This window comes from Halobacillus sp. GSS1, from assembly GCF_017307035.1.
Lineage (GTDB): Bacteria > Bacillota > Bacilli > Bacillales > Halobacillaceae > Halobacillus > Halobacillus litoralis.
Window position 1 is genome coordinate 274,799 of the sequence record NZ_JAFLHE010000002.1, and the last position, 15,217, is coordinate 290,015.

Here is a 15,217-nt window from a genome sequence, read left to right on the forward strand (position 1 = left end):
CAATCGATGGTTCCCATCCGCATCGGAAAATAGACCATGCGGTATAGGACCGATGGTAAATGTTTCTCTCCTCCTTTTCATATAGTTTAAGAAGTGGTGGTGAGGAGGGGGAACATGAGAAAAGAACACGTCCCATTGATTGTGATTCCTGGTTTATTCGGTTCGATGAGTGATGAAATCATACCTGGAACAGGCGGGTGGAGTTTCGGTCTTGCGGGGATGGTTTATGAACCTTTTGTGCTCATGTTGGAAGCGATGGGGTACCGGAGAGGGAAGAACTTGTTCATCTGTTTTTATGACTGGAGTCAGACAATAGAGCATTCCGCGAGTCAATACTTGCTGAAGACGGTTGCTCTCGCTAAGCGCCAGACTGGAGCGGAACGGGTGAATCTCGTCAGTCACAGTATGGGAGGCTTAGTTGCTAGGGCGTATGTCCAAGGGAACGAGTACCAGAATGATGTCGATCAGCTGATTCAACTCTGTACTCCGAATGCCGGCTCAGCACCGAACTATAGTTATTGGACCGGTGGAGAACTGCCGACAGCGCAAAAGGATAAGATCAACTTTGTGCACTTTTATATGCGGTGGTATTTGGAGTATCTGAGTCATCATTACAAGGGGAACCGGATGGATGTCATTCATAGGCACTTTCCGGGTTTACAGGATATCTTACCTGGGAGCGATTATCAGAACTATTTAATCATGAACGATCGAGGCAACCGCAGCCTTCTCCCCTATTCTCAAATGAAGACGACCAATGCTTTTCTCGATTCGCTGAATGCTGAACGCGCCATTATAAATGAACGGAGCATTGATGTAACGGTCATCGCAGGATCGGGAGAAGAATCGATCAAGTACTTGGAAGTCGTTTCTTATACAGGAACGGGAGCGTGGGTGGATGGGGAGGTAACCGCTGCCTCTTATACGAATAAGGGGGACGGGGATGCCATAGAAGAAAGTGTTTTTCTGCTGGACGGAGACCACTACACAGTGGAGGGGACACACATTGAAGTCCTCTACAAATCCAAGGACATCCTTCGCCGCAAAATCGGTTCATAGGCGGAGGTCAATACCCTTTTTAGCTTGGTGGTTGCTCAGGTGCCAGTACAAATCTACGATGATCTGTAAAAGATATGTATCCTTTTTCACTCTTCCTCGATTATTGTAGATTCGTAAGTATAAAATGGTAGAGGAAGATAACGATTGAGAAGGTAGATGTTGCTGTATTTCACACGGATCATGTTGGTATGCAGTTTTCCGGGGGAAACAGGACATACAGCATGCTCCGGTCACCGGGATACTGTCTTCCGCCGCCTGGGGGAAGTAGGTGTCGGTGATCGGTTGACGGTCAAGTCTGAAGCTGGTGTGTTCACCTACAAGGTTCGTAAGGTGAGAATCTTCGATCAGGATGACCACACGATTATCGTTCCTAGACCGAAGGCAACATTGATTGTATCCACCTGTAACCCTTTCGATTTTATCTGCCCTGCACCAGAAAGATATATTCTGATTGCGGATTTGATAGTGGACGAGCGGAAAAAAAGGGAGAAATCCCCGCTTTACCCTTAAACGGCAGGTTTCCTAAGCAATGAAGAAGAAGCGCCCATCCCCGCGGAGGATAGGCGCTTCTTTTATATATGGAAAGAGGAGATTAGAGTTCATCCCCCGCCTCATTATCGTTCAACCTTTGTATTTAAGGATTCCAGGTTGTTGTTCAATTTTTTCAGTTCTTCAATCATAACGTTTAACTTTTCTTCTATTCCACTGAATGTATGAGAAGCGGCTTCACAGATGTCTTTCATGATGCCGGATAGATCCACATCATCGGAGTCATCCGCTAAAGGGTTCCGGGAAAGGTGATTCAACAATGATTCTTGACTGTTAAGGTTTGAAGCTAGTTTCAGAAGGCTGTCTAAATCCAGACCACTAGATGAAGGCGTGTATTTCTCTTCCGGTTTTTTCCTTTTCATATTATGTCCCCTTTCTATTTAGATATATATAGAGGGCTATGTTTATGCACAGCCCTCTAAGCTAAATCATGTTTTAGCTGATTGTTCCAAGAATCTCATTAATACATGAGATGACAATCTGGCGTTGCTCACTTGATCCTAGTAGAACCGCAACCAAAAGTGCCAGCAAAAACAAAACAGCAATAACCACAGCGACTAAGTTTCTTAAGAAGTTCATCATGTTTCCTCCTTCATCACAAGAATGTGTGCAGGAGACGTCCCTTACATAGATACTCTATGAGAATTTAGCAAGAGTGCTTGTATGATAGCCTGTTTAATAGAATATGGGTGGAAGGCTTTCCTCTCATTCGTCACCTCATCATAAGAATAGAGGTAGAAGGGGAGAGGAGGAGGATTCTAATAGAAAAGACGGTCGAGAATGTCTCGACCGTCTTTTTTGATTTCCTTTTATACAAACAGGCTCAGTAATAGAGTAAAGGCAAGGCCAAGGACAGAGATGATTGTTTCAAGCAGTGTCCAAGTGGCGAATGTTTCTTTCATTGTAAGTCCGAAGTATTCTTTGAACATCCAGAACCCGGCGTCGTTGACGTGGGAGGCAACTAAGCTGCCGGCTCCTGTAGAAAGTACCATAAGCGCTAGGTTGACATCCGTCTGTCCTAATAGTGGGATGACTAGTCCGACAGTCGTCAAGGCTGCAACTGTAGCCGAGCCTAAAGAAATCCTAAGAATGGCGGCAATCAACCACGCGAGTACGATCGGAGACATGGTGGACCCTTCAAAGAGTTCAGCGACGTAATCGCCGACACCACCGTCGATCAATACTTGTTTAAACGCACCGCCACCGCCGATGATCAAGAGCATCATCCCGATTTGGGAGATGGCTGTCGAGCAGGATTCCATGACGTTTTTCACTGGAATGTTTCGGGCAATTCCCATGGTGTACATCGCTACAAGCAGGGAAATGACCATAGCCGTGGAGGCGTTACCGATAAGATTGATAATGGATAAGAACAGGTTTGTTTCAAAGCCGGCCATTTCCTGGATCAAGGTAATGATTGTGGAAATAGCGATGAGGATAACCGGAAGCATCGCTGTGAAAACACTGATGCCGAATTTTGGTGTATCTTCAAGGTCGAAGTTCTTTTGTTCGCCTAAGGAAGTGATATCCCCCTGTTTTGTAAACGAATCAGGTACAAGTTTTTGAGCCATCTTCGTGAAAATCGGTCCCGCTACGATAACGATCGGGATGGAGATGATGATTCCGTAAAGCAGCACTTCTCCGAGATCCGCGCCATATTCACCGGCAATGACCGTTGGCCCCGGGTGTGGTGGCAGAAATCCGTGGGTGACAGACAAAGCAGCCGCCATCGGGATTCCTAAATAAAGAATAGAAACCTTCAATTCTCGTGAAATTGCAAAAACGATCGGGATAAGAAGGACGAGTCCTACTTCAAAGAACAACGCAATTCCGATGACGAAAGAAGCGGAAACGACCGCCCATTGAATGTTCTTCTCACCGAATTTGTTGACGAATGTCATGGCAATACGCTGCGCACCGCCGGCATCGGTAATCAGCTTACCGAGCATCGCTCCAAGTCCGAAGATCAGGGCCAGGTGTCCAAGCGTCCCGCCTAATCCAGTTTCAATCGTTCCGACAATCTCTTCAAGCGGCATTCCGAGCAGGATCGCTACTCCAAATGAAACAATAATCAAAGAAACAAATGTATTCAGTTTCAGCCCCATAATCAAGATCAGCAGGGCGACGATTCCTATAGCAACCATTACTAATGGCATGATGATCCCTCCATGTTGTGTGTTTTACTTGTGAATTAAACGTCTTTGGTATTCGGCAATCCTTGTATAATCACTGCTCAGTCTTCTGGATAAATCGATGAAGATCGGCAGCAGTTGACGGTATTCGTGAGAGGCTTCCTCTACTGGTGTGTGTTGATGGGTACTTCCGATCATCTCGGAAGCTACTTCAAACGACTCTACTTTTCCTGTGGCATAGAGTCCTAGAATACAAGCCCCGAGACAAGAGCTTTCATAGCTTTCCGGCACAGCTACTTCTGATTCGAAGATGTCAGCCATCATCTGACGCCATACGTCTGAACGGGCGAAACCTCCCGTCGCCTGGATTCGGGTTACTGGTGTGTCCATACATTCGACGAGGGCGAGATAGACGGTATACAAGTTGTATATGATTCCTTCCAGGGCCGCACGAATCATGTGCTCTTTTTTATGAGACATGGTCAGTCCAAAGAATGATCCGCGGACATCCGGATTCCAAAGCGGTGCCCGTTCACCGGCTAAATAAGGGTGGAAAATCAAACCTTCTGCTCCAGGTCGCACACCATCAGCAATTTTTGTCAGGACTTCATAAGGGTCTATGCCGAGGCGCTTCGCTGTTTCAATTTCTGCTGCCGCGAATTCGTCTCTGATCCAGCGCAGGATCATCCCGCCATTGTTGACAGGTCCGCCGATGACCCATTGATCTTCGGTCAGGGCGTAACAAAAGATTCTTCCTTTTTCATCGGTCTTGGGCTGATCGATTATCGTCCGGATCGCACCGCTCGTCCCAATGGTGATCGCGACTTCTCCTTTACCGATAGCGTTTACACCGAGGTTCGATAAAACACCATCGCTCGCACCGATAATGAAAGGAGTTTCCGGGTCTATGCCGATTTTCGCTGCCAGGGAACGGTTGCAGGAAGTAAACGCTTCCGTTGTGGGCACAAGCCTTGATAATTTATCAGGGGAGATCCCTGCGACTTGTAGCGCTTCTTCATCCCAGTCCAGTTTCTCCAGGTTCATCATTCCAGTAGCAGAAGCAAGCGAATGGTCAAGAACATAGTCATTAAAGAATTTATGGAAAATGTATTCTTTGATCCCGATGTACTTGCTGGTTATGGAATCGATTTCAGGATGCTCCTGAACCATCCATGTGACTTTACTCAACGGAGACATAGGGTGGATCGGTGTGCCTGTACGTCTGTAAATCTCATGACCGTTCCATTCGTCTTTGATTTTTTGTGTCCATGCTTCACTTCTGTTATCTGCCCAGGTGATACAGGAGGTCAGGGGATGGCCGTCTTTGTCTACGGCGATCAGACTGTGCATCGCACTACTGAAGGACACGAAAGAAATGTTCTTGTCTTTATGATCAGCCATAATTGCGGTCATGACTGTGACAACCGCCTGGAAAATTTCATCCGGATCCTGCTCGGCTGTTGAGATATCCGGAGTATGCAGGGGATACCCCTGGCTTTCCTTTTGAATGACCTCGCCTTTTTCACTGAATAATACGGCTTTTGTACTTGTGGTACCGATGTCGATACCGAGCATGAAGTTAGTCATCTTCTTTTTCGACTCCTTTAGTAAAGGTTTCCTGTGCCATCCATAATTCTTCGACGCGTCCTTTGGCGACATCATCGAAATTTTTGTGCAGGGATTGGACCATAAGGTCGCGGTCCTTCTTATGGATCGCTTCAATATATAATTCGTGGTTCTCTATGATTCGTTCAAAATCCTCATACATCTCTTCAAACCTGTACCGCATAGAAAGGAGGACGAGGCTTTCGAGTGTAGGTTTCAAGTTGTTCCAAATCATCTGTATATGAGAATGACCGATCGACCGGATAATCGTATCGTGAAACTCCAGGTCCTGTTTGGAAAATTCATCGGCATCCTTATATTGGATCGCTATTTTCATCATTTCAAAAATCTTGCTGAGATCTTTGACCAGTTCTTCTGTCTCCATATGGACGAGCCGTTCAAATACGAAACTCTCAATGAGCAACCGGACATCGTACATTTCCTGGATTTCTTTTTCTGTGATATCGAGAACCCGTGCGCCCATCCTTTCCAATCGGATGAGATTTTCCGAAGCAAGGGCTTTCAATGCATCCCGCACAGGAGAGCGGCTGACGGAGAATTCGGAAGCCAGCTGATTCTCGGACAGGATTGAACCGCTTTCAACCGTGCCCGAGATAATCCGCATGCGGAGCTCGCAGGCGACACGTTCCCCGGCGGATGCTTTCGATAACCATTGGGACGGATACAAAAATTCTTTAGAATCCTTCATGTATTCACCTCGTTTTGTTCAACTCTGTATACTTGTATACAAGTAGTGTAGTACAACTTTTCTATTTTGAAAACGCTTTTTATGTAAAATGTCGAAAAAAATCGAAAGAGGGTGATTGGGAAAGGTAGTCCTCGTCGTCGTTTTTTTCTATTTTTATATACCACCCGGAATGAGTCGGAATGCTACTTCTATTTTTTGGTACAGGCCGTTTCCTATGCTAAAGTGGGAACAGACGAGGGGTCAGACATCGACTTCTACGAAAAGAAGGACGGGGAGGAATTTCAGTGAAAACGATCAAATGGGGAATTGTAGGATGCGGGGACGTCACAGAAGTGAAAAGCGGACCTGCTTTTCAGCTGATTGAACAAAGTTCCCTTCAAGCGGTGATGAGAAGGAATGGCGAGAAGGCGAAAGACTACGCGGAACGTCACGGCGTGCCTAAATGGTATGACCAGGCGGAAGATTTAATCCATGATGACGAAGTGGACGCAGTATATATTGCGACACCACCTTCTTCTCATAAAGAATACACCATCATGGCAGCCAAAGCCGGAAAGCCTGTCTACGTGGAAAAACCGATGGCCAACAGTTTGGAAGAATGTGAAGAAATGGTTCGTGCATGTGAAGAGCATGGTGTACCTTTATTTGTAGCCTATTATCGAAGGTCACTGCCGAGATTTTTGAAAGTGAAAGAACTGATTGATGAAGGCGCAATTGGGGATGTACGCTTCGCGTCTATGCAGCAGACCCAGCAGATCGTCGCGAAGGATGAGAATGGAGATTGGCCGTGGAGAGTCATTCCTGAAAAGAGTGGCGCCGGATTATTTTACGACGTTGGTTCCCATACGTTGGATCTCTTCGATTATCTGCTTGGACCTTTGAAAGATGTGAGAGGATTTGGGCTCAACCTTGCTGATTCCTATCCCGCCGAAGACACCGTCAGTGGTGTATGGCAATTTGAAAGCGGAGCGGTGGGAACAGGCGTATGGAATTTCTCTTCTTATAAAAATGAGGATGATAACCGTATCGTCGGAACAAAAGGAGAGATCCAGTTTTCCACCTTCGATGACAAACCGGTGGTCCTGGTCACCGATAAAGGGGAGGAGTCTTTTTATATCGAGCGTCCGAAACATATTCAACAGCACCATATCCAAACGATTGTGGATGAGCTGCTTGGAGAAGGGACGTGTCCTAGCACAGGGAAAACCGCGCTCCGCACCAACAGGGTGATGGAGCAGCTAGTTCATGAGTATTATCAAGAACACAAATGAGACCACACCGTTCCATAAATGTTTTATGGGACGGTTTTTCTGTGCTTATGCATAGACTTCCGCGAGAAATGAAGATAAAATCAATGTTTAACAGCTTGAAGATCTTAGGGACATGATTCAAGGAGTTATAGATTTTAGATTGAATAGAAGAAGGTGTTTCTTATGTTACATAATCCAAAAGGCAAAGAGAGAATAGGGCTTGCGTTTCTTCTTGGCATGCTCGGGATTCTAGGGCCATTGAACATTGATATGTATCTGCCGAGCTTCCCGGGGATCGCCTCCGATTTAGAGACAAGTGCCTCTCTTGTTCAGCTCAGTTTGACGACCTGTCTGATCGGACTTGCCGTCGGTCAAATTGTCGTGGGTCCCGTCAGTGATTCTCAGGGGAGGAAGAAACCGCTCATCGTTTTCCTTTCCCTTTTCGCACTGGCGTCCTTCCTTTGTGCGCTTGCGCCGAATATCCTGGTGCTCGTGATCGCCCGTTTCATCCAGGGGTTCACAGCTTCTGCCGGCGTCGTGCTTTCAAGGGCTGTCGTGCGTGACGTATTTTCAGGGAGAGAGTTGACGAAATTCTTCGCCTTACTCATGGTGATCAATGCGACGGCTCCGATGATCGCACCGATGACAGGGGGAGCGATTTTACTTTTACCATTCGCCACCTGGGAGACGATCTTTTTCTTTTTAAGTATCGTAGGTATTGCGATTGTTCTGACTGTCGCGGGAAAATTACCGGAAACCCTTCCGGTGGAAAAACGAATCCCGAGTTCTGTGAAAGAATCAATCCTGACGATCGGACGCCTGTTGAAAGACCGCTCGTTCATCGGCTACGCCCTGACGATCGGTTTTGTCCATGGCGGGAGTTTCGCTTATGTATCCGGAACGCCGTTCGTTTACCAGGGCATCTACGACGTATCCCCTCAGGCCTTTAGTGTCCTGTTCGGAATTAACGGACTCGCAATCATTACCGGAAGCTTTCTAGTCGGGCGCCTCGGTGGGATTTTCCATGAAAGAAGTCTGCTCCGGACCGCTGTCATTGTTGCCGTCAGTGCCACCGGTTTTCTTTTAGCGATGACCATCATTGAAGGACCGTTGTATTCGATTGTCGTACCGATTTTCATCTACATGACGGCGATGGGGATGGTGCTGACAAGTACGTTCACCTTGGCGATGGAACATCAGGGGCACCGGGCCGGGAGTGCCAGTGCGGTGCTCGGGATGCTGCCCTTGTTATTTGGCGCGACCGTTTCCCCCCTTGTCGGCCTTGATGAGACGACAGCTGTACCGATGGGAGCAATCCTGTTTACGACCGCTTCGATTGGTGCGGTGATCTTTTTCACATTGACGACGAAAAAACAGCATGCCCAAACCTAATGATCATTCAAAAGTGGTGTCAGCGCTAAGCTCTTTTACAACAGTAAAGAGCGGGAGCTGGCACCGTTTTTATAAGTTATGAAGTAAAGGAATTCTAAAAATTTAAATGATGAGTCATTCGATTGATTGAAGGGAAAGATAATATATACTAAAATAGATAGGAATGAATGTTCATTCCGCATAGGAGGGAGGATGTTTATATGCCGACATCCACAAATAAAAGAGATCATATCTTCCATAGTGCGCTGTCACTATTCGCCGAACGCGGTTTCGATGCAACGACGATCCCGATGATTGCGAGCGATGCAAAAGTAGGAGCGGGTACGATCTACCGCTATTTTGAGAACAAAGAAGTTCTAGTCAATACATTGTTTCAATATTACACAGGCTTGTTCACAGAGACCCTTGAAGAAGGATATCCCAAGGGTGCAGGAATCCGTGATCAATTTCATCATTTGTTTCAAGGGATGGTGCGTTTTACAAATGAACATGAGCATGCGCTTTATTTCATTAAAACTCATAACGCGGCCTACTTTCTTGATGAAACAAGCAAGAACCAGTTCAACCATTTGTTGATGATTCTCCAGGAATTCCTTGATGAAGGGAAAGAAAAAGAAATCATCAGGGATCTGCCGTCAAAAGCGTTGATTGCTATCATCTTCGGAGGGTTTCTTGAGCTGTTCAAATTGATTCGTGCAGGTGAGATCGAAGCGACGGATCAATTGTTAGCCGGTGTCGAAGAAAGTTGCTGGGATGCTGTGCGTCATCATGAGTAAGGAGACAGTGTCTCCTTTACAATAAACGGAATGAATATTCATTCCGGTATCTACAATTATGATCAAAGAGGTGGTTAACCATGAATCATACAGAAAATCTTCCGCAACCTAAGTCTTATGGACCGCTCGGGAATTTGCCGAGTATTGATAAGGAAAAACCCGTACAGTCGTTCATGAAGCATGCCCGTGAACTCGGCCCGATCTTTCAAATCCAATTTCCGGGACGGACCAGTACGTTTATTTCGAGTGCCCGTTTTGCTGCTGAGATCTGTGACGAGACCCGTTTTGATAAAAAGGTAGGCCCTGCTCTCCAAAAGGTGCGTGCTTTTGGCGGAGACGGTTTGTTCACGAGTGGAACAGATGAGCCGAATTGGAAGAAAGCTCATAATATTCTGCTGCCGAGTTTCAGTCAGCAGGCGATGAAAGGCTACCATGACAAAATGATCGACCTCGCTTCCCAGCTGGTTCAAAAGTGGGCGAGACTCAACCCCAATGAAGAAGTGGACGTTCCCGATGACATGACCCGTCTGACGCTTGATACGATCGGATTGTGCGGGTTCAATTATCGATTCAACAGTTTCTATCGGGAAGATGCGCATCCTTTCATTGAAAAAATGGTGCGTGCCCTGGATGAATCCATGAGTCAGACGCAGCGCCTGGGCATTCAGGATAAGCTGATGGTCCGATCCAAGCGACAGTTCAGAGAAGATATCGATTACATGTTCAATCTTGTTGATCAACTCATTGAAGAACGAAAACAGGCAGGAGATCAGGGGGAGGACGATCTGCTTGGGCACATGCTGAAAGGGAAAGATCCAGAAACAGGTGAAGCCCTGGATGATAAGAATATCCGCTTCCAAATTATCACCTTCCTCATCGCTGGACACGAAACGACGAGCGGACTGCTTTCCTTTGCCATGTATTATCTATTGAAACATCCAGACAAGTTACAGAAAGCTTATCAGGAAGTAGATGAAGTGCTAGGTGATGATACCCCTTCCTTTAAACAGGTGAAACAGCTGAAATATGTGCGGATGATATTAAACGAAGCGTTACGTCTATGGCCGACCGCCCCAGCATTTTCTGTTTATGCCAAAGATAAGACAACCCTTGATGGCGAATATGAGGTGGAAGAAGGAGACACGTTCACGCTGCTCATCCCGGAGCTTCATCGTGATACCACGGTTTGGGGAGAGGATGCTGAGGAATTCAACCCGGAACGATTTGAAAATCCAGCAAGCATTCCTCATCACGCGTACAAGCCTTTTGGTAATGGTCAGCGTGCGTGTATCGGACAGCAGTTCGCCCTTCATGAAGCGACTCTCGTTCTCGGCATGATTTTACAGCATTTCGATCTTGAAGATCATACGGATTATCAATTGGACATCAAAGAAACGTTGACGTTCAAACCGGATGGTCTGACGATGAAAGTGAAATCCAGAAGAGCATTCACCGGGTTCCAAACACCAGAGGCGGATGAAAAGAGTGAAACCAAAGACATGCCTGCACGTGAGTCTCATGGTACGCCATTCCTTGTCCTGTTCGGATCGAATATGGGAACCGCCGAAGGCGTGGCCCGCGAGCTTGCGGAAACGGCCCGTCATCAAGGGTTTGCTGTAACGACGGCTCCGCTTGATGAATGGACAGGAAATCTTCCGAAAGAAGGAGCGACATTGATCGTTTCCGCTTCCTATAACGGCCACCCGCCAGACAATGCGACTTCGTTTGTCCAGTGGCTGACTTCAGCTGAGGAAGCAGACCTCGATGGGGTAACCTACGCCGTTTTCGGATGCGGAGACCGGAACTGGGCGAGCACGTATCAACGGGTTCCTTCAACGATCGATGATGAACTCGATGCGAAAGGAGCCTTCCGTCTGCTTGAGCGGGGAGAAGGAGATGCCAACGAAGATTTTGATGGCGATCTGGAAAAATGGGAAGAGAAGCTTTGGCCGGCCTTAGCTGACCATTTCAGCCTGGACTTGGAAGAAGGACAGGATGCCTCGAGTCCCGTTTCCATGGAATTCGTCAGCGGAACGAGCTACACACCTGTGGCGCGCACCTATGATGCCTTCACTGCCGTTGTCCTTGAAAACGAGGAACTGTTGAAGGATGCCGAACGCAGCACCCGTCACGTGGAGGTGGAACTTCCTGCAGGGATGACTTTCCAGGAAGGGGATCACTTGGGTGTCGTACCGGAAAATACGCCGGCCATGGTAAACCGTGTGCTCGACCGGTTCGGACTCAAAGGAGAAGAGCATGTGATCTTGAGCGAAGGCACAGGCCGCGCCTCCCATCTGCCTACAGGACAACCCGTTCAACTTCTGCAGTTGTTGTCGTCCTACGTGGAACTACAGGAGCCTGCAACAAGGACGCAGATCCGTGCGCTTGCAGCGAGCAACCCTTGCCCGCCTCACAAAATCGAGCTGGAGCAGCTCGTTGAGGATGAAACCTATAAGACCGAGATTCTAAAAAAACGTCAAACGATGCTCGAGCTGTTAGAAGCCTATCCATCCTGTGAGATGGAATTTGAGCAATTCATTTCCCTGCTTCCAGCTTTGAAAGTGCGTTATTATTCGATTTCCAGTTCCCCGCGAGTTGAGGCTCATCAACCGAGTGTCACGGTCAGTGTTGTCAGGGGAGAGGCCTGGAGCGGGACAGGCCAGTATGAAGGCGTGGCTTCGAACTATTTGGCATCACGGGAAGCCGGAGATAAAATCGCCTGTTTCGTACGTACCCCTCAATCAGACTTCCAACTGCCGGAAGATCCTGAAACACCGATGATTCTTGTTGGTCCGGGAACTGGAATCGCTCCCTTCCGAGGCTTCATCCAGGCTCGTAAGGCGATGCATCAGGATGGAGTGACGCTCGGCGAAGCGCACCTTTATTTCGGATGCCGTCATCCGGAACAGGACTTTTTGTACGAGGGAGAATTGAAAGAAGCAGAACGCCTCGGATTGATCGACCTGCATACCGCTTTTTCAAGACAAACGGATGGAGAAAAGGTTTACGTCCAGCATGTGATGAAGAAAAATGCGGAAGCGATCCTTTCTCTATTAGATCAGGGAGGCCGTCTCTATATTTGTGGGGATGGCAGCAAAATGGCTCCTGAAGTCACGCATACACTGGTGGAGTGTTACCGTGATCTCAATGAAGTCAGTGAGCAGGAAGCTGTTTCGTGGTTAGAAGAATTAGAACAGTCTGGACGTCTGGCGAAAGATGTCTGGGCCGGTTCTTAATAGATTTCATTTCCTGGTTGATGCATGAACAGGAGGATATCATGAAATTCTCTCAGGGTAGCCCCTAAGGAGGATCATGATCAACCGTTTCATGCATCAGCCCTGATTATTTTATTTACAGGAGCAACATGTATGAAACAGATATGGAAAATTTTCGCAAGAGATTGGAAGAGTATTTCAACAAACTGGGTGGCTATGATTTTGATTGGCGGATTGATTGTTCTGCCTTCCTTATATGCCTGGTTTAATATTAAGGCTTCATGGGATCCCTATAGTCAGACCGATCAGCTGCCTGTTGCGGTCGTCAATGAAGATGAAGGGGCAACCGTCAGAGATACGGAAATTGATGTAGGGAAAGATTTAGTAGAAGAATTAAAAGATAATGACAGCTTTGACTGGCAGTTTACCGATCGGGACACGGCTATGGACAAAGTCGAGTACGGGGATTATTACGCCGTCATCGTCATTCCGGATACCTTTTCGGAGAAACTTGGGACAGTGGTCAGTGATCAGCCGGAAAAATCCAAAGTCGAGTACTATGTCAATGAAAAAATCAATGCTATTGCACCTAAGATCACAGAAAAGGGTGCCAGCGTCATTGTAGATCAGATTACCAATGCGTTTGTTTCAGAAGTGAATGGCACAGTCGCAGAATTGTTTAACGACCTTGGTCTGGAACTTGAAAAAGATCTCCCTGATATTAAACGTTTTGAAGAATATGTCTTTAAGCTTGAGGAAAATCTCCCTGAAATTTATGGTCTGATTTCCGGAGCTTATGATGATTCAGAAAATGCGGCTTCGATCATTAACGATGTGCAGGGACTTCTCCCCCGGGCAGATCAAGTGACCCGTGAGAGCCTTGGCACCATTGATGAGACCACAAGCTTCTTAAATGACGCAGAACAGCGGTTAAATGAGCTAGCGCCTCAAGTGGAAGCTGACTTGAAAAAAGCTCAGCAGACGGCAGAAGATGTCAACAGCTTCATTCTAGATGTTCAATCTGTGGATCTTGATTTAGAAGGCGTCACGCAATTGAAAGATGGAATTAACCAACGGACGGTCGAGGCGCTGGAGCAGCTGAATACAGTGGAAAACTTGTTGAAGCAGATTCAGGAGCAGCAACAGCAGGAAGAGCAGAATAGTGAAGAGAATCCTGAAAACGGAGAAGAGAATCAGAATCAGCAGACTGGTTCTGAAGTGTCTCCGGAAACGGTGAATCAAGCGTTAAAAGAGGTCAAGCGCATTCGTGAAGGATTGCAGAATGTTCAGAATGATGCAGGCCAGCTTGAAGAACAACTTAAGAATAGTCAGACAGAGATTGATCAAACACTGACGACACTGGAAGAGAAATCCGGCGAAACAGCTGATCGAATCGATGCTTTTCTGACAGAGTACAATGAAAATATTGAGCCAAGAGTCCTCGAAGAAATCAATCAGGCTCAGCAGACGCTTGCCGATGCCCGAAGTATTCTGACGGAGGCTCAATCTACGATTCCACAGATCTCGCAGATCCTCGGAAGTACAGAAAGTAATCTGGCGGAAGGGCAGGATATTCTTGAATATATGTTAAATGAATATCCGTATGTGAACGAGAAAGTCAATCAAATGGCTGACCGTATTCGGGATATCCAGGGAGAAACAGATATAAATGAAATCATTGAGCTTCTGAAAAATGATCCTGAAGCAGAGCAAAGCTTTTTTGAGGAGCCGGTGAGTCTAAGTAAAAATACACTGTTTCCGATTGAAAATTACGGAACAGGGATGACGCCGTTTTACACGGTCCTTGCGATGTGGGTAGGGGCGCTTCTACTGGTTTCCCTTTTATCAACGGAACCCGTCCATACGTCGGAGTACCGATCCTACGAACAGTATCTCGGTAAACTGGCGACTTTTGTAAGTATTGGTTTCCTGCAGACCTTGGTTGTCACTTTAGGTAATCTGTTCTTATTAAAGATTGGAATCGCCGAATCCCTTTATTTTGTGCTGTTTGGCCTTGGGATTAGTTTTGTTTTCATGACCATTGTGTTTACACTTGTATCCGTTCTTGGGGATGTCGGGAAAGCAGGCGCGATTGTCTTTCTTGTCCTGCAGATTGCCGGTTCAGGGGGGACGTATCCGGTCGCTTTACTTCCGGAATTCTTCCAGAACATTCATCCATTCCTGCCGTTCTCCTACGCGGTCGACTTATTGAGGGAAGCGGTTGGAGGCATCGTTGAGGCGCGCGTTAAAACAGACGTGATACGCTTATCTGCGTTTGCCGGGCTATTCCTTGCCATTGGGATCTTCTTAAAGGGACCACTGCATGATAAATCAAGAAAACTAATGAAAAAATCAAGAGAATCAGGTTTATTCCATTGATATGGATGGACAGTGAAAAAGGAACTTCCGATGCGGAGGTTCCTTTTTGTATTTACTTGAAATCAAAAGTATAGTCATCGTCCATGGGTGCAGAGCCGATGAGGACCAACGTTGCAATTAAAGTAGGACTTCTCATTTAGCCCCGCTGTGT

At 46.8% G+C, this 15,217-nt stretch carries 11 protein-coding genes and 1 pseudogene; 7 read left to right on the top strand and 5 right to left on the bottom strand.

The annotated features are described in order from the left end of the window. Positions 1-114 precede the first annotated feature (114 nt). On the top strand, positions 115-1,059 hold the full coding sequence (locus tag J0K78_RS07870; protein WP_206946167.1) for a lipase family alpha/beta hydrolase: 945 nt from the start codon (positions 115-117) through the stop codon (positions 1,057-1,059). Between the two features lie 198 nt (positions 1,060-1,257). Continuing rightward, a pseudogene (locus J0K78_RS07875) lies at positions 1,258-1,569 on the top strand (sortase); the annotation flags it as partial. 104 nt (positions 1,570-1,673) lie between these two features. On the opposite strand, the gene J0K78_RS07880 reads toward J0K78_RS07875, so the two are convergent. The 5 genes from J0K78_RS07880 to J0K78_RS07900 form a co-directional block, all read right to left on the bottom strand. Next, complete coding sequence (locus J0K78_RS07880; protein WP_206946169.1) at positions 1,674-1,970, bottom strand: hypothetical protein; 297 nt, start codon at positions 1,968-1,970, stop codon at positions 1,674-1,676. Between the two features lie 73 nt (positions 1,971-2,043). Further along, positions 2,044-2,187, bottom strand: a complete 144-nt coding sequence (locus J0K78_RS07885; RefSeq protein WP_167355989.1) for a hypothetical protein — start codon at positions 2,185-2,187, stop codon at positions 2,044-2,046. Between the two features lie 230 nt (positions 2,188-2,417). After that, positions 2,418-3,764, bottom strand: coding sequence for a GntP family permease (locus tag J0K78_RS07890; protein WP_160912554.1), 1,347 nt, complete (start codon positions 3,762-3,764; stop codon positions 2,418-2,420). Positions 3,765-3,788: 24 nt separating this feature from the next. Further along, positions 3,789-5,327 carry a gluconokinase gene (gntK, locus tag J0K78_RS07895; RefSeq protein WP_206946170.1) on the bottom strand — a complete coding sequence of 513 codons (1,539 nt, stop codon included), beginning with the start codon at positions 5,325-5,327 and terminating at the stop codon, positions 3,789-3,791. Continuing rightward, positions 5,320-6,054 carry a GntR family transcriptional regulator gene (locus tag J0K78_RS07900; RefSeq protein WP_206946171.1) on the bottom strand — a complete coding sequence of 245 codons (735 nt, stop codon included), beginning with the start codon at positions 6,052-6,054 and terminating at the stop codon, positions 5,320-5,322. Before J0K78_RS07900 ends, gntK begins: the two co-directional genes overlap by 8 nt. A gap of 278 nt (positions 6,055-6,332) precedes the next feature. Between J0K78_RS07900 and J0K78_RS07905 the strand changes: the two genes are divergently transcribed. From J0K78_RS07905 to J0K78_RS07925, 5 genes are all read left to right on the top strand, one after another. Then, the gene (locus J0K78_RS07905; RefSeq protein ID WP_206946302.1) at positions 6,333-7,325 is read left to right on the top strand and encodes a Gfo/Idh/MocA family protein; all 993 of its coding nucleotides are present in this window, start codon (positions 6,333-6,335) and stop codon (positions 7,323-7,325) included. 162 nt (positions 7,326-7,487) lie between these two features. After that, positions 7,488-8,696, top strand: coding sequence for a Bcr/CflA family efflux MFS transporter (locus J0K78_RS07910; RefSeq protein ID WP_206946172.1), 1,209 nt, complete (start codon positions 7,488-7,490; stop codon positions 8,694-8,696). A 200-nt stretch (positions 8,697-8,896) separates the two neighbouring features. Further along, complete coding sequence (locus tag J0K78_RS07915) at positions 8,897-9,472, top strand: TetR/AcrR family transcriptional regulator (RefSeq protein WP_206946173.1); 576 nt, start codon at positions 8,897-8,899, stop codon at positions 9,470-9,472. A gap of 80 nt (positions 9,473-9,552) precedes the next feature. Next, entirely contained in the window at positions 9,553-12,708 is a 3,156-nt protein-coding gene (locus tag J0K78_RS07920) for a bifunctional cytochrome P450/NADPH--P450 reductase (protein WP_206946174.1), read from the top strand. Between the two features lie 132 nt (positions 12,709-12,840). Beyond that, a complete protein-coding gene (locus J0K78_RS07925; RefSeq protein WP_206946175.1) occupies positions 12,841-15,066 on the top strand; it encodes a YhgE/Pip domain-containing protein in 2,226 nt (741 codons plus the stop codon). Positions 15,067-15,217: the final 151 nt, after the last annotated feature.